The organism is Streptomyces sp. BR123, from assembly GCF_013401435.1.
Taxonomy (GTDB): Bacteria; Actinomycetota; Actinomycetes; order Streptomycetales; family Streptomycetaceae; genus Streptomyces.
Genome location: NZ_JACBGN010000005.1, coordinates 22,086 through 44,442, shown reverse-complemented (window position 1 = coordinate 44,442; position 22,357 = coordinate 22,086). Strand labels below are relative to the sequence as shown.

20 protein-coding genes and 1 pseudogene are annotated in these 22,357 nt (G+C 70.2%); 4 read left to right on the top strand and 17 right to left on the bottom strand.

Annotated elements, in window-relative coordinates; genetic code table 11:
• Nucleotides 1–106 precede the first annotated feature (106 nt).
• Complete coding sequence (locus HYE82_RS01445) at nt 107–442, bottom strand: hypothetical protein (RefSeq protein ID WP_179172040.1); 336 nt, start codon at nt 440–442, stop codon at nt 107–109.
• Between the two features lie 137 nt (nt 443–579).
• On the bottom strand, nt 580–4,530 hold the full coding sequence (locus HYE82_RS38815; protein WP_309144158.1) for a polymorphic toxin-type HINT domain-containing protein: 3,951 nt from the start codon (nt 4,528–4,530) through the stop codon (nt 580–582).
• Between the two features lie 420 nt (nt 4,531–4,950).
• Between HYE82_RS38815 and HYE82_RS01435 the strand changes: the two genes are divergently transcribed.
• Both HYE82_RS01435 and HYE82_RS37480 read left to right on the top strand, forming a co-directional pair.
• Nucleotides 4,951–5,448 (top strand): hypothetical protein, encoded by a 498-nt coding sequence (locus HYE82_RS01435; RefSeq protein ID WP_179172038.1) that lies wholly within the window; start codon nt 4,951–4,953, stop codon nt 5,446–5,448.
• Nucleotides 5,449–5,711: 263 nt separating this feature from the next.
• Nucleotides 5,712–6,209 (top strand): aminotransferase class V-fold PLP-dependent enzyme, encoded by a 498-nt coding sequence (locus HYE82_RS37480; protein ID WP_256986821.1) that lies wholly within the window; start codon nt 5,712–5,714, stop codon nt 6,207–6,209.
• A 711-nt stretch (nt 6,210–6,920) separates the two neighbouring features.
• Here the strand turns inward: HYE82_RS37480 and HYE82_RS01425 are convergent.
• The 5 genes from HYE82_RS01425 to HYE82_RS39420 form a co-directional block, all read right to left on the bottom strand.
• Nucleotides 6,921–7,187 (bottom strand): metal-sensitive transcriptional regulator, encoded by a 267-nt coding sequence (locus HYE82_RS01425; RefSeq protein ID WP_031004254.1) that lies wholly within the window; start codon nt 7,185–7,187, stop codon nt 6,921–6,923.
• Nucleotides 7,188–7,242: 55 nt separating this feature from the next.
• Nucleotides 7,243–8,139, bottom strand: coding sequence for a sulfite exporter TauE/SafE family protein (locus HYE82_RS01420; RefSeq protein ID WP_179172037.1), 897 nt, complete (start codon nt 8,137–8,139; stop codon nt 7,243–7,245).
• The gene (locus HYE82_RS01415; RefSeq protein ID WP_179172036.1) at nt 8,136–8,720 is read right to left on the bottom strand and encodes a rhodanese-like domain-containing protein; all 585 of its coding nucleotides are present in this window, start codon (nt 8,718–8,720) and stop codon (nt 8,136–8,138) included. Before HYE82_RS01415 ends, HYE82_RS01420 begins: the two co-directional genes overlap by 4 nt.
• A gap of 171 nt (nt 8,721–8,891) precedes the next feature.
• A complete protein-coding gene (locus HYE82_RS01410) occupies nt 8,892–10,280 on the bottom strand; it encodes a rhodanese-like domain-containing protein (protein WP_179172035.1) in 1,389 nt (462 codons plus the stop codon).
• Nucleotides 10,281–10,382: 102 nt separating this feature from the next.
• The gene (locus HYE82_RS39420; RefSeq protein WP_369009798.1) at nt 10,383–10,586 is read right to left on the bottom strand and encodes a rhodanese-like domain-containing protein; all 204 of its coding nucleotides are present in this window, start codon (nt 10,584–10,586) and stop codon (nt 10,383–10,385) included.
• Nucleotides 10,587–10,894: 308 nt separating this feature from the next.
• Between HYE82_RS39420 and trxA the strand changes: the two genes are divergently transcribed.
• On the top strand, nt 10,895–11,266 hold the full coding sequence (gene trxA, locus HYE82_RS01405) for a thioredoxin (protein ID WP_179172034.1): 372 nt from the start codon (nt 10,895–10,897) through the stop codon (nt 11,264–11,266).
• A 203-nt stretch (nt 11,267–11,469) separates the two neighbouring features.
• Here the strand turns inward: trxA and HYE82_RS01400 are convergent, their stop codons facing one another.
• Both HYE82_RS01400 and HYE82_RS37475 read right to left on the bottom strand, forming a co-directional pair.
• Nucleotides 11,470–11,748: a hypothetical protein gene (locus HYE82_RS01400; RefSeq protein ID WP_256986820.1), complete on the bottom strand. Its 279-nt coding sequence runs from the start codon at nt 11,746–11,748 to the stop codon at nt 11,470–11,472.
• The gene (locus HYE82_RS37475) at nt 11,736–11,870 is read right to left on the bottom strand and encodes a hypothetical protein (protein WP_256986828.1); all 135 of its coding nucleotides are present in this window, start codon (nt 11,868–11,870) and stop codon (nt 11,736–11,738) included. Before HYE82_RS37475 ends, HYE82_RS01400 begins: the two co-directional genes overlap by 13 nt.
• Nucleotides 11,871–12,162: 292 nt before the next feature.
• On the opposite strand from HYE82_RS37475, the pseudogene HYE82_RS01395 reads away from it, so the two are divergent.
• Nucleotides 12,163–12,439 (top strand): annotated as a pseudogene (locus HYE82_RS01395) (hypothetical protein).
• A 130-nt stretch (nt 12,440–12,569) separates the two neighbouring features.
• Here the strand turns inward: HYE82_RS01395 and HYE82_RS01390 are convergent.
• The 8 genes from HYE82_RS01390 to HYE82_RS01355 form a co-directional block, all read right to left on the bottom strand.
• Complete coding sequence (locus HYE82_RS01390; RefSeq protein ID WP_179172033.1) at nt 12,570–13,283, bottom strand: alpha/beta fold hydrolase; 714 nt, start codon at nt 13,281–13,283, stop codon at nt 12,570–12,572.
• Between the two features lie 170 nt (nt 13,284–13,453).
• A complete protein-coding gene (locus HYE82_RS01385; RefSeq protein WP_218782142.1) occupies nt 13,454–14,362 on the bottom strand; it encodes an AraC family transcriptional regulator in 909 nt (302 codons plus the stop codon).
• Nucleotides 14,363–14,405: 43 nt separating this feature from the next.
• Complete coding sequence (locus HYE82_RS01380) at nt 14,406–15,257, bottom strand: alpha/beta fold hydrolase (protein ID WP_179172032.1); 852 nt, start codon at nt 15,255–15,257, stop codon at nt 14,406–14,408.
• Nucleotides 15,258–15,395: 138 nt separating this feature from the next.
• Nucleotides 15,396–16,643, bottom strand: coding sequence for a CdaR family transcriptional regulator (locus HYE82_RS01375; RefSeq protein ID WP_179172031.1), 1,248 nt, complete (start codon nt 16,641–16,643; stop codon nt 15,396–15,398).
• A 136-nt stretch (nt 16,644–16,779) separates the two neighbouring features.
• Nucleotides 16,780–19,614 carry a LuxR family transcriptional regulator gene (locus HYE82_RS01370; RefSeq protein ID WP_179172030.1) on the bottom strand — a complete coding sequence of 945 codons (2,835 nt, stop codon included), beginning with the start codon at nt 19,612–19,614 and terminating at the stop codon, nt 16,780–16,782.
• 60 nt (nt 19,615–19,674) lie between these two features.
• Complete coding sequence (locus tag HYE82_RS01365) at nt 19,675–20,289, bottom strand: FMN reductase (protein WP_179172029.1); 615 nt, start codon at nt 20,287–20,289, stop codon at nt 19,675–19,677.
• Nucleotides 20,286–21,374: an LLM class flavin-dependent oxidoreductase gene (locus HYE82_RS01360; RefSeq protein WP_179172028.1), complete on the bottom strand. Its 1,089-nt coding sequence runs from the start codon at nt 21,372–21,374 to the stop codon at nt 20,286–20,288. The genes HYE82_RS01365 and HYE82_RS01360 overlap by 4 nt, the downstream gene beginning before the upstream one ends.
• 105 nt (nt 21,375–21,479) lie before the next feature.
• Nucleotides 21,480–22,316, bottom strand: coding sequence for an alpha/beta fold hydrolase (locus HYE82_RS01355; RefSeq protein WP_179172027.1), 837 nt, complete (start codon nt 22,314–22,316; stop codon nt 21,480–21,482).
• Between the last annotated feature and the right edge of the window lie 41 nt (nt 22,317–22,357).

Below are 22,357 nucleotides of genomic sequence, written 5' to 3'. Positions count from 1 at the left end.
CGGTTGGAGCAGACTCGACGTTCATGCGCGGTCCACTGTGAATGAGGAACGCCCGGGATCCAGCCTGAAGGCAGGATCCCGGGCGCGCGGTGGACCGCCGTTTCCGTCAGATGTTCGCGATGACCCGCGTCAGCTCTCCGTTCGCGGAAAGCTCGACAGTTGTTCCTCCGCATCGCGTGCGCCTGCTCGACGGCTCAGCCGAGAAGACGAGGGCGAACCGGCCTGGAGATCGGCCATGGCCCAGATCGCATTCCGCCCGCGCGACCCTCCTGTCTGTCGCCAACTGGTCCCGATGGGGCCAGAGGGCGACATCAAGTGTCGGCACGACCGCTTCCTCGGTCCTTCCAGAGGTTTCCGGCGCCGCGCTGTCAACGGTTGTGGGAAGGTCGATCACCGTGAGACCGACCAGGGCCCCGGTCTCGGGGTCCACCTTGATCTCCACGTACCCGCCGCTCGTCCCCGTCACCATGAGGTACAAAGGCTGGCGGCCGTTGTCGTGCCATGAGATCTGCAGAGGGACCCAAGGGTCCGATTCCACGGTGGAGCCCTGACAGGGAACCGTTCCAGTGGTTTGGATCATTACGGCTTGGCCTTCTTCGGGCCTTCCGTGTAAAGGCCGTGGACGAGTGCCGGCAGGGGGTCCTCCGGCCGCTGGCTGAACTTCAGCTCCCAGCCGCCCACCTTGAGGAGCTGGTCCTTGGGAACGCCGTTGCGGGTGGCTTCCCGGACCGCCGACTGCAGGCTGCTCAGTTCGACCTGAGCAGCGAGGCCTGCCTGCTCGGGGCTGGCTCCCGCCTTGATACGGGCCTGCAGGTACTCGTCGATGTGCTCGGTCACGTTCGGGTGCACCCACACACGCTGGTTGCCTGCCTGCATTTCGAAGGACTTGGGAACCACGGTTCCCGGCATTTCCGGCTGAGTCCCCTTTATATCGTCCCACACTGTGCCGGTGGGGCAATCCGTGTTGTGTACGAGGACCGGCGTGGCGCCTGCCAGCACGTAATACGTGTGCAGATCGGCGACGGTGAGGTTGAACGCGGGGGCGAGCCCGGTCCAGTGGCGTACGCTGCCGATCCGTGCCGAACCGCCGTCCGGAGTGCGGAGGGCGTCCGCCGTGGTCAGGTCAACGGCGTCCTTCCACTTCTGGTCGCTCTCGGACCAGAACGGGTGGTGGTCGGTCGTGGTGAGCGAACCGCCGCCACTGGCCTGGTCGAGGGTGATGCCGGTGAACTCGCGGTCGTCCGGGGTGTAGATCGTCGCGTCGACCCGGCGCGGCCCGCTGACACCCGTGGTCGGGTCGGTCGCCAGGACCTCGTCGCCCACCTTGACCTGCTCGATCGGACGCGTGGTCCGATCGCCCATCAGCACCGGCGTGCCGACCGGGAAGCTGTTCTTCTTCAGGCAGGGCGGCAGGCTGCCGATCCTCGAACGCTTGGCAGCGCTCTCGATGCCGTCGTAGATCTTACCGGCGATCTTGAGCTTGCCGACCGGCAGGACGCCGGCGGCGGCCATGACGCAGCCACCGAGGGAGGGATCCTTGATGCACTTCTCGATGTCCGCGGCGCCGGAAAGTTCCCAGGCGGCCTTGCCCAGCAGCTTGGCAAGCTCCATGTCGGGCCTGGGCTCGACGAGTTCGAACCTGTCCGGGTTCAAGGCACACGGCGGCAGGTGGTCCCGGTTGAACGGGATGATGCAGCGCTGCTTCTTGTTCTTCTTCTCGGCCTCGGCCTGCTGCTTGCGCAGCTCCTCGGCCTGGCGCTGCGCTTCGGCGATCTCCGCCTCACGCTTGACCTTGACATCGGCCCAGGCCTGGGAAGCGGCGGCCTCCGCCTCTTCCTTGCTCTTGCCGGCCGCGGTGGCCGACGCCCTGGCACGCGCGGCGGAGGCGTCGGCCTGGCGTGCGGACTCGCGGGCGTAGCCGGCAGAGAACTCGGCCCGGGCGGCGCTGGCCTGGGCGGCGTCGGCGTCGCGATCGGCATTGTTGGCGGCAGTGCGGGCGGTGATGGCCGAGGCCTTGGCCTGCTCGGCGCTCTTGGTGGCCGCGTTCGCGGAGGTCTGGGCCTGCTTGGCATAGACGCCGGCCTGCTGGGCGGACTTCTCAGCCTCTCCCTTGGCCTTGTTCGCCTCGATCTCGGCCTTGTTGGCCCGGTGTGCGGCCTCGGCAGCGCGCCAGCTGCTGGCCTGCGCGTTGGCGGCGATGATCTCGCCCTCGGCGAGCATGCGGCCGATCTGGGCGCGGTGGTGATCGGTCAGGTCGTCCTTGCGGGCGGCCACGTACTGGCCGGAGACGACGAACTCGTGCAGCTGCTGCGGGGTACCGGCCAGAGCGGCCTTGGCGGCGTTGCGCAGCTCGGCATTGGTCTCGCTGCCGTCAGCCGCGTCCTTCTTGTTGGCTAGGGTGGAGGCGATGACTTCTTCGTCGGTCATGCGGGCCCCGTACTGGCCGACCTCCAGGAAACTGGCCAGGGCCTTGCCGGAGCCGTCCGCGAGGGCGGCCTTGGAGTCGGCCTTGACGCTCGGACCGCCGTCGTTGTTCACCTTGGACACGGCGACCGCCAGGTCGTCCGCGCCGACGGTGTACTGGCCGGCGGTGTAGAAGTCGGTGATCTGCTGCTGGGTGCCCTTGAGCGCCTCGGCCGCGCCCTGCCGGATGGAGGGGTGCGGGCTGCTGGTGCTCAGCTGGAGGACCTGGTCGCGGATCTCTTCCTCGCCGGCCTTCTTCCAGCCGCTGCGCAGGAACTCCAGGACATCGGCGTCGGTGCCGCCAAGCGCGTTGGCGGCGGCCTGCTGGTTCCAGGGGCCGCGCAGATTGTAGGCGTCCATGGCGAGCTTGCGGCCCTTGGCCGCGATCGCCGGCACTGCCACGTCGGGCTTGGCGGCCTCGGCTGCCAGCGTCTGGGCGGTGGCGTCCAGGGCGCGCGCGGAACGGGCGACTGCGGCGGAAGCGGAGATCAGGCGATGGGTCCGCTCCTTCTCCGAACGTGCCTTCTCCAGAGCGGCCTGGCCACGGGTGGCCAGCTCCTCGGCCTCGACGTCGAGGGCGACCTTGTGGACTTCCTTCGCGGTGGTCACGGCCTTGGTCGCGGCGTCGGCGGCGAGTTTGGCCTCTCCGGCCCACTTGCGTGCGTCCGCGGCGGCCTGGGTGGCCTGGCCGGCGTACTTCGCGGCCAGTTCGGCTGCTGCTGCTGCCTTCTCCGCGTGGCCGGCGGCCTCGCGTGCCGCGTCCCGGGCGCCCCAGGCCTGCTGGGCCGCCCGGCGGGCCAGACCGGCGGCGCGGCCGGCGGCGGCGTTGGCGGCGTTGGCGTGGCGGCGGGCCTCGGCCGCGGCCGCGCGGGCCTCGCCGGAGTAGACGCCGGCGGCCTCGGCCTGCCGGTTGGCCTCCTCGGCGGAGTCCGCCGCGGAGTTCGCGTGGTTGCCGGCGCTGCGGGCCGCGTCGCCGGCGACACCGGCGGCCCACGAGGCCTCGCCGGCCTTCTCGGCGGCGTCAGCAGAGGCGCGAGTCAGCAGGGCGGCGTTCTTGGCGGTGACGGCGGCCTGCTTTGCCTGCTCGGCCTTGCTCGCGTCACCGGCCGCAGCGATCGCCGAGTTGTAGGCATCGTTGGCCGCCCGGGCCGCGGCGGCGGCCGCGTTTGCGGTCTGCGCGGCGGCGATCGAGGCCGTGCGTGCCGCGCGGTTCGCGGCGTTGGCGGCGCCGATGGCCTGCTGCGCCGCGGCGGCGGCACCGCGTGCCGAGGCTGCGGCCTGCTGGGCCAGGTAGGCGGCGCGCTTGGAGTCCTTGCCGGCCTCGGCCATCTGCCGGGCGGCGTTGGCGGCGGCATCCTTGGCGTTCTCTGCCGCGGTGACCGCCCTGGCAGCAGCCTCCTCGGCCTTCTTGGTCGCGGCCTCGGTCTGGGTGCCGGCCTGCTGGGCCTGCTCCACCAACTGGTCGACGGTGGCGTGCTCCTGGTCGCGGTTGCGGGCGACGTACTGCCCGACCTCCAGGAACTCCGCGATGTCGTCGGCCGAACCCCGAAGGGCGTTCTTGCCCGCGAGCTTCATGTTCGGCCCGCCGGAGTTGATCAGCTTCGAGACCTCGACCTCGTTGTCGATCGCCCGCGCTTCGTACTGGCCCTTGTCCAGGAACTTGGCGATCGCCTCCGGGCCGGCCTTGAGGGCGGCCTTTCCGGCCTCCTTGACGCTGGGACCGCCGAAGTTGATGACCGTCGAGGCCTCGACCTCGCGGTCCTCCTCCAACGGCTTCTGCCAGCCGGTGATGAGGAAGGTGCTGAGGTCCCGCCGGGATCCCTTCAGGGCGGTCTTCGCCGCCGCACGGACAGCCGGGCCACCGGTGTTGAAGACTCGGCTGGCGTCGATGTAGTCGTCGTCGTACTGGATCTCCTCCTTGACGGCGAAGAACTTCCTGATGTCCTCGTCCGTCCCGAGCAGAGCCTGCTCCGCGGCCTCCTTGATGCCGGAGCCGCCGGACATCCAAAGCTTGACGATCCGCGCTCTGTCGTCAGGAGCGATGTCCGTCGAGGCATTGGCTGCCACGGCCGGCGTGGTGCCCAGCAAGCCGGCTACGAGCGCCGCCGGCAGCACCAGGCCGGTGGCGGCCCGCAGCACCGAACGGCCTCGGCCTGTTCGGTGGCGGGATGCGGGGCGTTGTGCCCCTGTTGTGAACAGTGTTCGCCGCTTCATTCGGCGTGTTCCCCCTTGGTCAGTGTGGTCGACCGCACCTGTGTAACTGCCACGCATATGCCGTAGCGGCCCTCATGCTCTTGGCGCAGGAGGAGCCTGGACGGCGGCCCGGTTGGTCCCATATCAGGCCGTCATACAGTGGCGGAGGAGCCTGGACCGGCTCCACGTCAGATGGTCGACAAACAAGATGATCTTACGTGTGCTTAACTTCGTTCTGGTTGGGGGGACATGGGGACCCCCCGGCGTCTTCACTGACTTCTAGGGGGAAAAACAGTGGCGATCACTCGCGCCCGCAAGGGACTCTTCGGCAGTCTCGTCTGTGCTGTGACGGCTGTGGTGGGGGTGGGGTCGTTCGGGATTGCGAACGCGAGCCCGCAGGCCCGCGCCGCGGAGGCGGACATGCCGTCCGCGGTGGAGGACTTCGCGTACCCGGGTGCGGCGAAGATCCAGCAGGAGCAGCGGATCCTGCTGAAGAAGGGTGACGGGCACCTCGTGCTGGAGGCCTGTGGTGAGACCAACGACATCCAGGTGAAGTCCCGCATCGGTCAGAAGCTGTACTGCTTCGACGTCATCGGCAACAAGGGCTACGTGGCGCTGGAGCTGCCGGACGCCTTCGGCATGTGGACCGAAGACTTCCCGGTCAAGGCGACCCTGACGGCCAACGGTTCCTCCACGACCGTCAACGCCCCGGCCCACGAGTACCAGCCGCTCGGCGAGAGCGGCGACGTGGGCGCCAAGTCCGTCCTCGTCGAGCTGCGCGTCGGCTACTGAACCTCACCATCACCACCCGGTCACACTCCTCGGCGGTGCCCGGTCACACTCCGGGGCGGGTCTGCCTGCGTGGCGTGGCCGTATCCCGGATGCCCGGCTTCCAAAGGCTCGGGCCTGAGGAGACCGCCGCGCCGACGGCTACTGCGGAGACAGCGCGCTGAGGTGACCTGCCGGCGTCGGCAGGGCCGGACGAGAGACGGACAGGGGCGGGGGCATGATGCCCCGCCCCTGCTGTTCGCACCCCGCCTATCGCGTCTTACAGGATGAGCGTGGTCTCACTTCTACCCGATTCGCAGCCGAATCGGATTCGGGACCGCACGCCAAGTTCCGGTTTCATCGCCACGATATGCCCGTGCAGCGACCTCTCACTCATACCGTGCCGGCGCGCAATCTGCTTGCGCCGGTGGCTGCGAACAACGAGGCCGGGGCAACTGCAGCCGGTCGCCGAATTCGCCGCCCCGGCCCACGAGCGCGGGGCACTGTTCCACTGCGACGCCGCTCAAGCGGCGGGGAAGATCCACACAGAAGATCGGCTCCCTTCAGCGCTCGACGGCCTCGCCATCGGCCTCGTCGTACGGGTCCAGGGCCGCGCGAGCACCAGAGCGGCGCGCGTGACGATCTGGTTCGTGGACCTCTCGGAACTGAGCACTGCCCCTCGGATCTCCGCGCCGCGCTTGCAACACTCCAGCGTGTCACCTGCGCCATTCGCCCCCTCGTCCCGGCGCCGCCCTCGTCTACCGGCGAGCTGCTCCACGGCCTGATCCATGCGCGAACCCCTATGCCTGCCCGCCCTCCCCGCCGAGCACGTCACCGACGGCACGGCAGGAATCCACTCTGTGCTGTGCGCGCCGGGCGCGTTCACCCGGGTCTCGCACGAAGAGAGCCTGCCGTCCCGGACGGTAGGTGCTGACCACCTTCACACTCCGTTCACGGACAACTCCGGGGTGCGTCTTGAGTAGGCGACGCCACGCGTCCTGGGCTTCGCTGCCCTGGAGAAGCACGACCTCGACCCTCGGCATCAACCCGAGCAGCTGTTTCAGGACCTCGACACCGGCCTGAAGCTCGGCCGCCTCACACCTCGTCCCGCATGCGTCTCGTCATGTCCCCTCTCCTACCGACTCACACCATCGCGGGGACCCTACAGGGAACATCTGACACTGCAGACCGCTCGATCGACCCTGCCCACAGGCGCCGGAGAACGAGTAGGGGCTCGGGAACCCCGGCGTCAGATCGCACGCCCTTACGTTCTGTGACGCTCTACCGCAGCGGCTGACCAGGATCGCAGCGCGCACAGGCTCCTGCGGAAGGACAACGCGATGGAACGGCTACCGGGCGAGTACGAGGTCACGCGCTACGAATGCGACGCGACGGGTCCATGCGAGTCATTCGTAGCACCGGCGACGAATGAACCCGAACTCGTCTGCGACAAGCGCGACGGCGGCGGCCGGCGGATATCCGTCGGCCGTCGTGTGTCAGGCGAGCGTGAGGAAAAGTTTCTCCAGTTCCTGCTCGCTCATCGGGGGCGCGCCCTCCTCGCTCTCGGCGAGGCACTGGCGCATACCGCTCGCGACGATCTTGAAGCCCGCCCGGTCGAGGGCGCGGGAGACGGCGGCGAGCTGTGTGACGACGTCCTTGCAGTCGCGGCCGGCCTCGATCATGGCGATGACGCCCGCGAGCTGCCCTTGAGCGCGCCTCAGCCGGTTGAGGACCGCGGTCGCCGCCTCTTCTTCCACCTTCACCGAGTTCCTCCTTCATACCGACCATCGACTCAAGAATACCCCGGCGGGTATAACGCTAGGGGTGTGCGGCCGATTCCCGGGAGCCTACCCGGGGCGCGTCCATGGCGGGCCGTGAGCGTCGTGCTCGCACTGTGCCCCAGGTCACCGCGGTCGCCACCGCGAGGCCGATACCGGTCCAGGCGAGCGGGCTGGCCCAGATCGCGATGGGCAGTTGCTGGCTGAGGACGAAGACACCCATGACGACGACGAACCAGCCGAACGCCTTGCGCAAGGTGTCCTGGGGGATGCGTCCGGCGAAGCGGCTGCCGATGAGGCTGCCGACGACGGCCGCGGCGGTAACCATCAGGGCGAGGTTCCAGTCGATCTGGACGTCGGCGAGGTGGCCGGCGAGTCCGGAGAAGGACTTCATCGCGATGACCAGGAGCGAGGTGCCGACGGCGACGCTCATGGGCAGTCCGCCGAGCAGGGCGAGGGCGGGAACGACGAGGAATCCGCCGCCGGAGCCGATCAGGCCGGTGACCGCGCCGACGACGAGGCCCTCCACGATCACGTGCTTGACGGGCAGTTCCGCATGTGCGGGCTTGGCCTGCTTCGGCTTGCGGGACTTGCGGAGCATGGCGGCGGCGGTGGCGAGCATCATCAGCGCGAACGCGACGAGCAGGACGGTTCCGGGGACGTACTCGGCGAGGCGTCCGCCGCCATAGGCGCCGACCATGCTGACCGCGCCGAAGATCAGACCCGTGCGCCAGCGCACCCGACCCGCGCGAGCGTGCGGGACGAGCCCGACCAGGCTGGTGGCGCCGACGACGAACAGCGAGGTGGCGATGGCCTCCTTGGTGTCCATCCCGGCCAGGTAGACCAGGATCGGCACGGTCAGGATGGAACCGCCGCCACCGAGGATGCCCAGACTGACGCCGATCAGGACGGAGGCTGCGAGGACGAGCGTGATCACGAGCGGTCCCGCAGGGAGGAGATGACGGTGCGGATGTCGGTGCGCGGGCCGCGGTTGTAGGGCAGCTTGGCCAGCATCATGCCCATCGCGCAGGTGTCGCTGAGCGCGGCGAACGTCAGCCCGGCGCCGATCGCGGTGCCGATCAGGTGCGCTCCGGGCACGAACACGCCCACGACGCCGGTGATGAGCACGATCGATCCGGCGATCAGGCGGACCTGGCGCTCCAGGTCCCAGCGCGCCTCACCGCGGTTGACGGGAGCACCGGCAGCCTCCCAGGCCATCATGCCGCCGTCCAGAACCCGCAGGTTCGGCAGACCGGCCTCAGCGAGGGCCTGCTCGGCCTGGGCGGCGCGGGCACCGGAACGACAGACGAGGACGACGTCCTCGTCGAGGTGGGTCAGGAGTTCGGCGCGGTGCTCGCGCAGGGTGTCGAGCGGGACGTTGTAGGCACCGGGGATGTGGACCGTCCGGAACTCGCCCGGGGTGCGCACGTCCAGCAGGCGGGGGCCGCGTCCGCTTTCGATCAGCTGCTGAAGGGCGGTGGGGGTGAGGCCGGCGATACGGGAGGCGTCGGTCGTCATGAGAACTCCGTCGTGGTGAGGTGACTCCGTACGCGAATACGGGGCGGGGTATACGTGAAGTCAAGGGCCGGCGCCCGCGCGAGGAGGGCCCGTCAGGGCAGAGGGTCTCCCCCGAGGGCGCCGGCGGTTCGTCGCGGCCGGGAAGGGCCGGTCTGCGGGCGCGCCAGCAGGTCAGACGGTCGCGGGGGTGTTCAGCAGCGCCCAAGCGGCGTAGCCGCCGAGGATGTCCGAGACGTCGGTGAAGCCGTGGTGGCGCAGCAGGCTCGCGGCGATCGACGAGCGGTGGCCGCCCGCGCAGTGCAGGACCAGGGACTGGTCGCGGGGAACCTCGTCCAGGCGGCGGGGTAGCTCGCCGAGCGCGATGTGCAGGGCTCCGTCGATGAATCCGCTGTCCCCGCGCTCGCCGCAGTTGCGGACGTCGAGGACGACCGGCGGATTGTCGCCCGCCAGGGTGGCACGGACCTGGGCGGCGGTGAGGCGGCTGGCCGGGGTGACCTCGTCGGCCAGGGCGGTCAGGGCGTCGTCCGGAGAGCGCAGGTAGCCGGCCACACGGTCGAAGCCGATCCGCGCCAGGCGCGTGACGATCTCCTCCTCGCGGTTCTGCGGCGCGACCACCAGCAGGTCGACGTCGGCGGGCAGGACGGTGCCGGCCTGCTCGGCGAAGCGGCCGTCGGCCGGCACGTTCACCGAGCCGCGCAGGTGTCCGGCGGCGAACTCCTGCGGGTCCCGGGCGTCAACGACCACCGCGCCGGAAGCGCGGAGGTTGGTGAAGTCCTCGACGCTCAGCGGCCTCGGTGCGGCGGCCGGGTCGAACAGCTCGCGCTCCTTGCGGTTGAGCTCGGCGTCGAAGGCGAAGTAGCCGGGAGCAGCGGACTGGCCGGCGGTCACGATCGCCACGAAGTCCTCCTGCGACATGGGTGCGCAGGCGTAGTTGGTGGCTCGCTGCTCGCCGATGGTGGACTGCTTCTCGGTCGAGAGGTTCTTGCCGCAGGCGGATCCCGCGCCGTGCGCGGGGAAGACCCGCACCTCGTCCGGCAGGCTCATCAGCTTGTGCTGCACGCTATTGTAGAGCATGGCGCCGAGTTCCTCGGCGGTGACACCGACGGAGGCGAGCAGGTCGGGGCGGCCCACGTCGCCGATGAAGAGCGCGTCACCGGTGAGCACGCCGTACGGGACGGCGTCCCGGCCGTGCTCGTAGACCAGCACGCTGATCGACTCCGGGGTGTGCCCGGGCGTCTCCATGATCTCCAGGGTGACGTCTCCGAGGCTGATCGTCTCGCCGTCGGCCAGTGTGCGAATCGGGTACTCGGTCTCGGCCCGGCGGCCGTAGCCGATCCACGCACCGGTCTCGGCCGCCATCTCCAGGTGTCCGGCGACGAAGTCCGCGTGGAAGTGCGTGTTGATGACGCCGACCACGGTGAAGCCGCGAGCCTCGGCGTCCGCCAGGTACTCCGAGACGTCCCGGCGGGGGTCGACGACCACCGCCTTGCCGGTGGTCTCGTCGGCGATCATGTACGACGCCTGCGAGAGGCAGTCGAGGTAGTACTGAGCGAAGAACACGGAAACCTCCGTAGACGATGACTCGGATACCCTGGGGGGTATCCGAGAGGTCAAAAGGTGGCCCGCTCCCCGGAAGGGCCGGCCCGCGTGAACGGGGGAGGGTCAGACCGCCCCGGGGGCGGACCCCGTCACGACCGGGCGGCCCGCGCCGGCCCAGCCCCGGGTCCCACCGGCGACGGAAACGGCGTCCATCCCAACGGCGGCAAGGCGGTCCGCAGCCCACGGGCTGCGATTGCCGCTCGCACAGATCACGTACACCGTTCGCCCCTTGGGTACGCGGGGCAGCGCGGCGGCCAACGTCGACATCGGGGTGAGGCGCGCACCGGGCACGCGCCCCGCCCGGCACTCCTCTCCCGCACGTCCAGAACCACGGTGCCGGCAGTCCAGGCCCCGGCGAAGGTCTCCAGGTCCACTTCACGAGCCATGAGCGAGATTCACCTCCAGATACCCCCTGGGGTATTTCGTTTTCGACGGTAAGCAACTCCCGCCAGGGTTGTCAAATACCCCTCCGGGTATCTGAGCCGCTGGATGGCGGGGCCGTGGAACAAACCCACACTCAACCCCGTTGAAGCTCTCATATACCCCACCGGGTATATGAGAGGAGAGTGGAACCCATGCCGACCGTCGAGCTGACCAAGGAAAACTTCGAGCAGACCGTCACGGGCTCGGAGATCGTGCTGATCGACTTCTGGACCGGATGGTGCGGACCCTGCCGCATGTTCGGCCCCGTCTACGAGAAGGCGGCCGAGCGTCACCAGGACATCGTCTTCGGCAAGGTCGACACCGAGGCGCAGCCGGAACTCGCCGGCGCCTTCCAGATCTCCTCCATCCCCACCCTGATGGCCGTCCGCGACCGGACCGTGCTCTACGCGCAGCCCGGCGCACTGCCTCCGCAGGCCCTGGAGGAACTGATCGCCAGGATCCGGTCCGTCGACATGGACGACGTGCACCGGCAGGCCGCCACCCGCGCGGCCGAGCGGAACTGACGCGCGGAGCGCTACCACGAGATCGCGGCCGAAGGGCTGCAAACGGCCTCTCAGCGCCTGTCGTCCGCCTCCGGCCGGATGCGTCAGGACATCATGCTGCTGTACGCGTCCCGCTCGGGGCCGCCCTCCAACGCCACGACGAACCGGGGCGGCCACACAACCAGGTTGGCGCGGCAGCCGGCGACTCGCAGGCCACCAGCGCTCTACAGACGAGTGACTGAAAAGCCGATGAGAACAACCGCGGTCACCACGATGCCGATCAGCCCGACCCAGCCGCCCACCAGCACGCACGCCGCCACGATGAGGAAGACCCCGACAGCCGTGTTCAGCGTGGCGTACGGGCCTGTCGGAGTGGCGGAACCGGCCAGCGTGTGGGCAGCGGTGTCACCGAAGGACGTGCGGATCAGACCCGGCTCGATCAGGCTGACCTTCACCCCGAAGGGCACCACCTCGACGCGCAGGGCATCGCTCAGGGCCTCCACCGGGTACTTGCCGGCGTGGTGGTAGCCGCCACGGGGAAGACGAGACGCCCGCCCATCGAACCGACGTTGACGATCCGGCCCCCGCCCGCACGGCGCATGCCCGGCAGAACGAGCTGCGTCATCCGGGCGAGGCCGAAGACGTTGGTCTCGAACTGGCGCCGCACACCGTCCAGGCCAGCTCTTCCCCTGCGCCCTCAGCAGCGGCGTGGGGTGCATCTTCCTGCTCCTGCGCATTCCTCTGCGCGGGCGCGGCTGTGCCGCGGCATCTCCTCGCGGGTGCCCGGCTTCGGGGAGCCCGTCGCCTTGTCCGTGGGAGCCAATGCCGGCTTCCTCGAGGACGCCTTGTCCCGACACCGTGGCTGCCGAGCGGGCCAAGCTCACCGGCGGCACGTCCTCCAACGCCGGGGCGGCCGCGTGAGTGGCGCGCTCGTCCTGGACAGTGAGGGCCTCGCCAAGGCCGTGCAACGCGACCGCGAGGTCCACGAATGGCTCACCGCCGCCCGCGACGCCGACCTACCGGTGATCAGTGCTGCGCACGGCCGGACTACACGGCCACAAGTACGCCATCGACGCGATGCTCTGCGCCACAGCCCTGGCACAGCCGGGCCGCGTCACGATCCTGACGTCCGATGGAGAAGACATCGGAATGCTCACCGCCTCTCACAGCCGTGTGGCCATCGACGAGGTCTGATCCAGACCCTCACTCCAGACGCTCCACGGCCAGGTGGGTAGGCCCTCCGTTTCGGTCCGGGCCCCGGCCCGAGCGCGGGTGGCACCCCGACTGGCCCGGTCCCGCTCCTGTCGTCCCGGAGGCCGGTCGGTCAGCTCGTCGCCCGTACCGCGTCTCTGATCAGGTCGGCGACCCGGGTGGGCTCGGAGAGGACTACGGCGTGGGAGGCGTCCGGAAGTTCGACGACGACGGCTCCGGCCCGTGCGGCGCCGAAGCGCTGGACCTCGGGGCTGATCGTGCGGTCCGCCCCGGCCACCAGGGCCCAGGACGGTTTGGTCCGCCACGCCGCCGCGGACGCGGTCTCGGTGAAGGCGGCCGCGGCGAGCGGCCGTTGAGCCGCTGCCAGGACGCCGGCGACGTCCTCGGGCACGTCCGCCGCGAACACGGAGGGAAAGGCCGTCTCCTCGATGGTGACCTCGACCCCGGAGTCGCCGTCGAGGAGCGGGTACGTCCACTCCTTCAGGCTGCCCGTCAGCGGGGACTCGGGGAAGCTCCCTTGGAGCTGGCCGAGGCTCTCGCCCTCGTGGGGCACGTAGGCGGCCACGTAGACGAGCGCCACGACGTTCTCCGCGGCGCCGGCCACGGTGATCAGCGCACCGCCGTACGAATGGCCGACGAGTACCGCCGGACCGTCGACCTGTGCCAGGACGGAGGCGAGATAGGCGGCGTCCGACGTCAGGCCCCGCAGCGGGTTCGACGGAGCGATCACCGGGATACCGCTGCTCCGCAGTTCCGAGATGACGCCTATCCAGCCTGTCGCGTCGGCGAAGGCACCGTGCACGAGGACGACGGTGGGGTTGGTCATGCGAGTTCTCTTCTCGGTGTCGGGCCACTTGTGGGGCGTCGTCACGACGGTCAGGTCGCGGCCCGGAATTCGGCAAGAGGTCCGTGCGACCGTTACTCACGGTAGGACCGTGGATGTGGCGCCTCTTGCCCGTGCGCGCATCCGTGCTGTCACACGCGCGCACACACGTCTCAACGCCTTCGCTCGTCCGGGGCGCCGGCAGTCGTCGCCGCGAAGGCCGATGCCGCCAGCGCCTGCCATTCGCTGGGGCTCATGCCGTAGGCCCCACGGAACGTGCGGCTGAAGTGCGAGGGGCTGCTGAAGCCCCAGCGGTGTGCCACCGCGGCCATGGTGATTCTCCCGTCGGAGCGGCCCAGCTCAAACCGGCAGAACTCGAGCCTGCGCCGCCGCACCCATTGGCTCACCGTGCTGCCGTCGTTCTGGAAGAGCTTCTGCAGGTACCGGACGGAGATGTGGTGGGCGCGTGCGATCGACTCCGGCGAGAGGTCCGGGTCCATCAGATGTTCTTCGATGTAGCCGTGGATACGGGACAGCATCTCGTTGACGGCCCCGGACGCGTCGTCGGCCTCGTCCGTCGTGTCCGCATCGAGGAGCTCCATGACCAGGACGGAGAGGAGGTGTACGGCCGTCCGGGCACGCCGGTCCCCGATCGTGGACCGACGGAACTCCGCCTTGCCGGCGAGCGCGGTCAGGAACTCGGACGCCAGCGCCCCGATCCCCTCCCCGCCGCGTACGGGTACGCCGAACACCCTGTTCAGTTCCGGCTCGGTGACGCCCAGATAGCACCGGGGCACCCGGAAGAAGATCATCTGGCAGCCTTCTCCGAACTGCAGCAGATGCCGACGGGCCGGGTCGCAGAAGACCAGGTCGCTCGGCTCCAACAAGGTCTCGGCGCGCTCGTGGACGACGGTGACGGGCCCACGGACATGGACGCCGAGGTAGACGTGGGTCCGGTCGTTCGTCTCCGGCATCTCGGAAAGCATCTGGACCAGCCACCCCGAGCGGGAGGAGGGCGAGGTCAGATCGGGCGCTTGCCGGGGCACCCGTTCGTCCGCACGTGACATCAGTGTGAGGGTCATGGGGATTCTCCTAGCCGTGGGTGCGTGCGGGCGGAGGGCGGATTCACGCCCCGTTCGCCGGCTCCTCGGCCAGAAACTTCTCCACCACGGCATTGAAGGCCGGCGGGTTCTCCAGGAAGGGGAAGTGCGAGCTCGCCACGTCGGAGGCGAAGACGTGCAGGCGTGCGCCGGGAATCCGCTCGGCGACGAAGCGCTGCGAATCGGGGTGCACATGGCTTCCCTCACAGCCGATCACCAGGGTCGGCACATCGATCCGGGGAAGCACGTCGCGCCAGTCCTGCGCGCAGTGGTCGAACAGCAGCGGTACACCCGCACAAGCGGGTGTCGACCGGATCTCCTCGCCGACGAAGGCCAGCACCTCGGGGTCGGGCTCGCCGGAGAACATGCCGCGCACGAAGTCGGCGCGGACCGTGTCGCCCTCCGGCCCCGCGAGGGCCGCACCCAGGTACAACAGCCCCGACACATCGAAGATGGCGCCGGAGTCCCGCTGTTCCCGCTCGGTCATCCAGGGCACGGCGGCGACCGCCGCGGGCTGGTCGACGGCGACGAAGCGCCGGATCCGTCCGGTCCCGTACTGGTCGATGAAGCTCCACCACACCGAGACGCCCATGGACCAGCCCAGTGCGTCGAAACGGTTCAGCCCGAGATGGTCGACGAGTTCGAGCACGTCGCGGGAGAGCCGGGCGATGCGGTAGCCGTGACTCGGTTTCCCGGACTTGCCGTGGCCCCGGAGGTCGACGGTGACGACACGGCGACCGGGCGCCAACCCCTCGATCTGGTGGCGGAACATCCCCTGCGTCTGCCCCCAGCCGTGCAGCATCACCAGCGGGACGCCCTCGCCGCCGGTGTCCTGGTACGCGAGCCGTGCGCCGTCCGCCGTGAGCAGTTCCTTCATGACCTCTCCCCTGGCCAGAGGCGGTACACCGTTCCCGCCCGTCCCGAACATCATCGATTGGGGCCCGCTGCCCGCACCACCGCGAGCTGTAGGAATCGGGCCGTGGATCTTCCTCGCTTTGTCGAAGCGAGTCGGAGGTCACGTGGCTCCGTCGGCACCCGGTGTGAGGAGTTCTTCGATCCTGAGGCCGAGGTGGAGCGTGAGCCGGTGGGCGCCGTCGTCCAGGTCGAGTCCGGTGATCTCCTGGATCTGGCGCAGGCGGTAGTAGAGCGAGGTGCGGTGGATTCCCAGCGTGTCCGCGGTCCTGGGAATCGATCCGGCGTGTTCGAGGAAGCAGCGCAGGGTGTCCCGCAGGCGGTCGCCGCCATGCGCCTCGGTCAGGGTGCGGAGCGGCTTCGGGACCAGGGACGTGTTCAGGGCGTGCTCGGGGAGCTGGAGCAGCACGGCGAGTTCCCCGAGGAGTTCCCAGTCACCGGCGCTCTTCAGGGCGGGCAGTCGGCGTGCCGCGCGCGCCGCCACGAGCGCCTGCTCGTACGACGTCCACGCGTCGTCCAGGCCGGGGTGCCGGCCACCGACGCCGATCACGGGGTCCGCCGACGGGCCGAGGAAGGTGTGGAGTTCTTCCAGGATGCGAGCGGACTGTGCGGTTACCTCGTCCTGACCGGGTGGGCGGTCGCGCAACTGCAGCAGCGTCGCCCGTTCCCTGCCGATCGCGATGAGGCCCTGGGCCGAACGCGTCTGCCGGAATCCCTCGAGCGCCCCCCACAGGGCCGCCTCGGACTGTCGCACGAGCTCGGTCGCGCAGCTCAGCTGCACGACGGTGACCAGGACGTGCTCAGCCACTCCGAGCAGCCCGAGTTCCCTGCCTCGCCGGCGTGCGGTGGTACGGGCGGCGACGTCGGTGCCGACGAGTTCGAGGACGAGGTCCCGCTCGTCGGCCTTCCGGGTGTCGGTGGCGATGTGCTCTCCGTACATCTGGGCGGCCATGGCGTCCGCGGCCCGGGCGATGGCACGCGTCTCGTGTTCTGCGAGCGTCTTCTCGGGCACGACCACCAGGAGCAGTCCGAGGAGATGCCCGCGCTCGCGCAGGGGCACGACGTAACGGGGCAGCAGTCCGAGATCATCACGGCCGTCGATGAATCCGGCTCTGGACCACTGCGTCACGCCCTGGGCGAGGACGTAGCGGATGGTCGCGTTGTCGGCGCGGCCCTGCAGCAGGGTGCCGATCCGCACCGGGTCCTCGTCACCGAAGTGGCGGCTCGTGCAGACCATACGGACCAGCGGGTCGTCGACGGCGACGGACCGGCCGAGCCGCTCCGCGAGCTCGTCGACGAGTGCCTGAAGCTCGGGGCTGCCGGGGCGGGCTCGCTGGAGCCTTACGGTCATGCGTTGTTCCTCTCTCGATCAACTGTCCCCGCGGACTTCTCCATTCGGCGGTTCTTGATCAGTCTGAGGAAACGACGACGTCGGCACATCGCATGAATCGTCCATTGCCATGACGCTCACATGGGAGACGAAGCGACTACTCTCCGCTGTCACGATGCTTCACCAGCCGGGTCAGCTCCGCGCGCGAGGTGACGTCCAGCTTGGTGAAGGCCCGGCGCAGGTGCGAACTCACCGTGTGCGGCGAGAGGGAGAGGTTCCCGGCCACCTGTCGATTGGTCAGCCCTCGGGCCACGAGCCGTACGACCCGTGTCTCCGCCGGCGTCAACTCGGGCCATTCACCGTCGAGTCGGGCAGGTAAGGGCCGGCGGCGGACACCGCTGGCCCGAAGGCGCCGGCGCACCCGTGCGACGTCCCGTTCGGCGCCCGCCCTCGCATAGAGCGCGAGGGCCTTCTCGAAGTACGGCACCGCTTCGGGCTTGCGGGTGGCCGCCAGCTTGCGTCCGGCGTCCTCCAGTGCCGACGCCCGGGCCAGCACCCGGGGGCAGTCGTCGTACAGCCGGACGGCGTGTGCCAGCCGGTCCAGGTCGTTGTCGAGGAGTCCCCGGGCGTGCGCGGCGGTGGCGGCGAGGAACGTGAGGTCGGGATTGAGCGCGGCTCGCCGCTCGGCCTGGGCGACCGCCTGCGCTGCCCGTTCGTGGGCGCCGGCGCGCAGCGACATGCGGACGAGCACCGGGGCGTCGGCGGGGTCGATCAGGCCGGCGTAGGCGGGCCGGTCCGCGGCGGGTGACGTCATCACCCCGTCGAGTTCGGCCATGGCGCGGTCGGGCCGCCCTTCGAAGTCGGCCATCAGCGCCAGCATCCAGGAGCCGAAGTGCCGGACGACGGGGGCGCCGTCGCCACGCATGCGCCTCGCCTCCGCAGCGTACGCCTGTGCGGTCTGCCGGTCGCCGGTGTGGAGGGCGACGCGCATCATCACGTACCGGAGCGTGACGTCGGCGAGGTTGCCCGGGCCGGGATCGTCGGCCGTGGGGGACGCGGCTTCGGCGTCGGCCCGGGCATCCGTCAGCCGTCCGATCTCCAGAAGGATGCGGGAGCGGGTCATCAGCCACATACGGGTGGCGGCGGTCCGGCCCTGCTCCCTGGTGATCCGGATGCCGTCCTCGGCGACGGCGAGCGCCTCCGCGGTGCGTCCGGTTGTGTTCGACAGGAGAGCATGCCACAGGGCCTCCGGTACCCACAGCGAGGTGCTGACGCCCAGGGCGTCGGCCAGCGCGGCGGACCGCTCGGCCTGCCGGAACGCCTCGGTCAGGTCCATGCGGTGGAAACTCACGGCCGAGCGGACCGTCGTCAAGGTGGCCTCGGCGGTACGGTCACCTGCTGCCGCGGCGGTCTCCCACGCCTCCGCGGCGACCTGTTCGGCCGCCGCGTGCTCGCCCGACATCGACAGGCCGACGGCGAGCATGGCGAGCAGTCGCCCCTTCGCGGTCGCGGAGATCCCGGGCAGTGCTGCCCCGGCGCGGGCCTGCCGGACGGCCTCGGAGAAATCGAACGGTACGGCGAGGCGTGCCAGGGCGAGCCGGATGCCCGCCTCGTCCTCAGGTCCGAGACCGCCGGCCGCCAGAGCGGAGTCGCCCAGCTCACGCGCCTGGGCGGCCCGGCCCGTCTGCCAGAGCAGCGGGAGCGTCTCGGTGATGATCCGCGGCCGCTCCGGAACGTCCGCCGCGGTGAGTTCCAGGGCCTTGAGGCTGCGCTCCGCGGCGGGCCCGGGAGCGGTGGCCGCGAGTTCCGCCGCTTCGGCGCGGAGCCGGTCGGCCTGCGCGGCGTCCCTCGGTGCCGGCCTCTCGCCCTCCGCGGCATCAGCCGGTGCTCTCCCCGGCGGCAGCCCGGCGGCCTGTCGGCGCAGGGCCTGACGCAGGGGCAGGGGGAGGCCGGCTTCCACCGCCTCGCGGATCAGGTCGTGGCGGAAGGCGAGGCGATCGCCGCTCTCGGCGAGAAGATCGGCGTCGAGGGATTCCCGTACGGCTGTGATGAGCGCCGCCGAGGACCTGCCGAGCAGCTCGGCAAGCAGCGCGACGGTGACCGTGCCGCCCACGGCGGCCGCCGTCTGCACCAGCGTCCGCGCCTCGTCGGACAGTTGGTCGAGGCGGCGCGCGACCGAGGGGAGTTCCCGTGGGGCGGAGGGTCCGGCCGGCAGCCCGGCCATGCCGTTCTCGATCGTCACCGCCTCCTCGCGCAGCGAGCCGAGCAGCTCGACCAGCAGCTGGGGCACCCCCTCGGCGCGGCGGGCGAGGCGGAGCACGTCCGGGTCTGGAGGGGCGCCGAGGACGTCCTCTGTGATCCGGGCGATCGCACGGTCCTCCAGCGCTTCGAGGACCAGCTCGCGGGCGCCCGCCTGACGGATCCTGTCCAGGGTGGTGCGCACCCCGGACGGCACGCTGCCGGCGCGCACGGCGACCAGCCACAGGATCGGGTGCGACGAGAGTCCCGCCGCGAGGGTGTGGAAGGTGAGAAGGGTCAGGTCGTCGCACCACTGGAGGTCGTCGAGGACGACGAGCAGGGGTCCGTTCCGGGCCGCCTCCCGCAGGCGGTCCCCCAGCTCCTGAAGCAGCCAGAACCGCTGGCCGGGTGTCGTGGCGAGGTCCCGGAGACGTTGGGCGCCCGACAGCGGTTCCTCGCCGGAGAGTACGCCTTCGAGGAGCGGGCCGAGCGGTACGAACTGTTCGTCGGGGTCCGCCGCTCCCTCGAACACCCGCGTCCCGTGCCGCCTCGCGGCGGCCGCGGCCTCGGCGAGGATCCTGGACCTGCCGATTCCGGCGGGGCCCTCTACGCGGACGATCCCGCCTTTGCCCCGGCCGAGCGCGTCGAGCCGCTCCTCGATGAACGCCAGTTCTCGGTCCCTGCCCCGGAGGGGTGTCCGTACGCCGCCGAGCTCCTCGGGCACGGTCCTTGTCGTCACTCGCTTCACGCTCATACGGCGGAACAGTATGAACCATGTGAACCACCCCGGCGTCGCCCGGCCCGGGGGCCCGTCTCAGTCGAAGCGCAGGTCGGCGAGTTGCCGGTCGAGGACGGTGACGTCGTCCTCGGCCTCTTCCCTGACCGGGCGCGCCGCCATGAGCGCGGCGAGTTCGACGCCCGCGCGGCGGACCCGCCCGGGCAGGCCGTCGGTGTACAGGTCTCCCCCCGAGCCCCAGTCCTCGGAGGCCGCGAACACGGCGGTGGGGACGACGACGGCACGGAGATGGGCGAAGAGCGGGCGCACGGCGTGCTCCAGGACCAGGGAGTGGCGGGCGGTTCCGCCGGTAGCCGCGATCAGGACCGGCTTCCCGGTGAGGGCGTCTGGATCGATCACGTCGAAGAAGGACTTGAAGAGACCGCTGTAGGAGGCCGCGAACACGGGGGTCACGACGATCAGGCCGTCGGCCGCCATCACCGAGTCGATCGCGGCGCCAAGTCGCGGGGGCGGAAATCCGGTCACGAGGTGGTTGGCGATGTCGCCGGCCAGTTCGCGCAGCTCAACGACCTCCGTCGCCCCCTCGTGCCCCCGGGCGGCGAGTTCGTCGCGGGTCGATTCGGTCAGCCGGTCCGCGAGCAGGCGGGTGGAGGAGGGGGTGCTCAGCCCGGCAGAGACCACGATCAGCTTCATGCGGCGGGCACCTCCCCGACGGCTCGGAGGAGCGACGCGTGCGTGGGCGCCTCCGGCACGTCGGCCGGACGTCCCTTGGCGAATTCCCTCCGCAGCACGGGCACGACCTCTTCGCCGAGGATGTCGAGCTGTTCGAGGACGGTCTTCAAGGGCAGGCCCGCGTGGTCCATGAGGAACAGCTGCCGCTGGTAGTCGCCGACGGTCTCCCGGAACGACAGGGTCCGCTCGATGACCTGCTGGGGAGAGCCCACCGTCAGCGGGGTCTGCTCGGTGAAGTCCTCCAGCGACGGGCCGTGGCCGTACACCGGCGCGTTGTCGAAGTAGGGCCGGAACTCCCGCACGGCGTCCTGGGAGTTCTTTCGCATGAAGACCTGGCCGCCCAGGCCGACGACGGCGTCCTCCGCCCGGCCGTGACCGTGGTGCGCGAACCGGCGCCGGTACAGCTGCACCATGCGCCGGGTGTGGTCGGCCGGCCAGAAGATGTTGTTGTGGAAGAAGCCGTCGCCGTAGAAGGCGGCCTGCTCCGCGATCTCGGGGGACCTGATGGATCCGTGCCAGACGAAGGGCGGGACGCCGTCCAGGGGCCGCGGTGTCGCGGTGAAGGCCTGGAGCGGCGTACGGAACATTCCCTCCCAGTCCACGACGTCCTCGCGCCACAGTCGGCGCAGCAAGGCGTAGTTCTCCTTGGCGAGGTTGATGCCCTGGCGGATGTCCTGTCCGAACCACGGGTAGACGGGACCGGTGTTGCCGCGGCCCAGCATGAGGTCGACCCGGCCGTCGGCCAGGTGCTGGAGCATCGCGTAGTCCTCGGCGATCTGCACCGGGTCGTTGGTGGTGATCAGCGTCGTGGACGTGGACAGGATCAGTTTCTCGGTGCGGGCGGCGATGTAGCCGAGCAGGGTGGTCGGTGACGACGGCACGAACGGCGGGTTGTGGTGCTCGCCGGTCGCGAAGACGTCGAGGCCGACCTCCTCTGCCTTGAGCGCGATGGCGACCATCGCCTTGATGCGCTCGTGTTCGGTCGGAGTGCGACCGGTGGTGGGGTCGGGGGTCACGTCCCCGACGGTGAAGATGCCGAACTGCATGGGTGTCTGCTCTCCTGAGCTCGTCCGGTTCCCGCGCCGGGGAACCGCGGGGCCGGGGTGACGCCGGGGGCTGCGGCGTCATCCCTGCGGGTCAGCGGTGGGGCGTCACTTCGCGAGGAAGGCGAGGAGGGCGGCGTTGACCTCCTCGGCGTGCGTCCACAGCAGACCGTGCGGGGCGCCCTCGATCTCGATGTAGTCGGCCGACGGGAGCGCCTTGTGGAAGGGGCGCGCGGTGCCCTCGGCGGGCAGGATGCGGTCGGCGGTGCCGTGCAGGATCAGGGCCGGCACGTCGACGGCGGGGATGTCGGCGCGGAAGTCGGTGTACCAGGTGGCCGGAGCGGCGGAGGCGGCGAAGGAGCCGCCGCGGGCCGCGGTGTCCCAGCTGTTGCGGACGGCTTCCTCGCTGATGCGGGTGCCCAGGTTCTCGTCGAGGTTGTAGAAGTCGTTGAAGAAGGCGGTGTAGTAGGCGTAGCGGTCGGCCTTGACGGCGGCGACGACGCCGTCGAAGAACTCCTTCGGGGCGACGCCGTCGGGGTTGTCGTCGCTCTTGAGCAGGCAGGGTTCGAGCGAGGCCAGGAAGGCGGCCTTGGCGACGCGGCCGGAGCCGTACGTGGCGACGTAGCGGGCGACCTCGCCGGTGCCCATGGAGAAGCCGACGAGGACGGCGTCCTTCAGGTCGAGGGTCTCCATCACGGTGTTCAGGTCGGCGGCGAAGGTGTCGTAGTCGTAGCCGGTGGTCGGCTGGGAGGACTGCCCGAAGCCGCGACGGTCGTACGTGATCACTCGGTAGCCGGCGTCGAGCAGAGCGGCGCTCTGGCGCTCCCAGGAGTGGCCGTCGAGCGGGAAGCCGTGGATGAGGACGACGGGCTGCCCGGCTCCCTGGTCCTCGAAGTACAGCTCGACGGGGTTGGTGTTCTCCTGGCCCACGGTGATGTACGGCATGGGGGTCTTCCTCGATTCGGGGTGGCTGGTACGCGCGTCGA

Excerpts from the sequence above, each read along its gene's own strand:
- HYE82_RS01385 (WP_218782142.1), bottom strand. The coding sequence starts at position 14,362 with ATGACCCTCACACTGATGTCACGTGCGGACGAACGGGTGCCCCGGCAA.
- HYE82_RS01380 (WP_179172032.1), bottom strand. The coding sequence starts at position 15,257 with ATGAAGGAACTGCTCACGGCGGACGGCGCACGGCTCGCGTACCAGGAC.
- HYE82_RS01375 (WP_179172031.1), bottom strand. The coding sequence starts at position 16,643 with ATGACCGTAAGGCTCCAGCGAGCCCGCCCCGGCAGCCCCGAGCTTCAG.
- HYE82_RS37475 (WP_256986828.1), bottom strand. The coding sequence starts at position 11,870 with ATGACGCAGCTCGTTCTGCCGGGCATGCGCCGTGCGGGCGGGGGCCGG.
- HYE82_RS37480 (WP_256986821.1), top strand. The coding sequence starts at position 5,712 with ATGAGCGTGGTCTCACTTCTACCCGATTCGCAGCCGAATCGGATTCGG.
- trxA (WP_179172034.1), top strand. The coding sequence starts at position 10,895 with ATGCCGACCGTCGAGCTGACCAAGGAAAACTTCGAGCAGACCGTCACG.
- HYE82_RS01360 (WP_179172028.1), bottom strand. The coding sequence starts at position 21,374 with ATGCAGTTCGGCATCTTCACCGTCGGGGACGTGACCCCCGACCCCACC.
- HYE82_RS01370 (WP_179172030.1), bottom strand. The coding sequence starts at position 19,614 with ATGAGCGTGAAGCGAGTGACGACAAGGACCGTGCCCGAGGAGCTCGGC.
- HYE82_RS01390 (WP_179172033.1), bottom strand. The coding sequence starts at position 13,283 with ATGACCAACCCCACCGTCGTCCTCGTGCACGGTGCCTTCGCCGACGCG.
- HYE82_RS39420 (WP_369009798.1), bottom strand. The coding sequence starts at position 10,586 with ATGTCGACGTTGGCCGCCGCGCTGCCCCGCGTACCCAAGGGGCGAACG.
- HYE82_RS01415 (WP_179172036.1), bottom strand. The coding sequence starts at position 8,720 with ATGACGACCGACGCCTCCCGTATCGCCGGCCTCACCCCCACCGCCCTT.
- HYE82_RS01365 (WP_179172029.1), bottom strand. The coding sequence starts at position 20,289 with ATGAAGCTGATCGTGGTCTCTGCCGGGCTGAGCACCCCCTCCTCCACC.
- HYE82_RS01355 (WP_179172027.1), bottom strand. The coding sequence starts at position 22,316 with ATGCCGTACATCACCGTGGGCCAGGAGAACACCAACCCCGTCGAGCTG.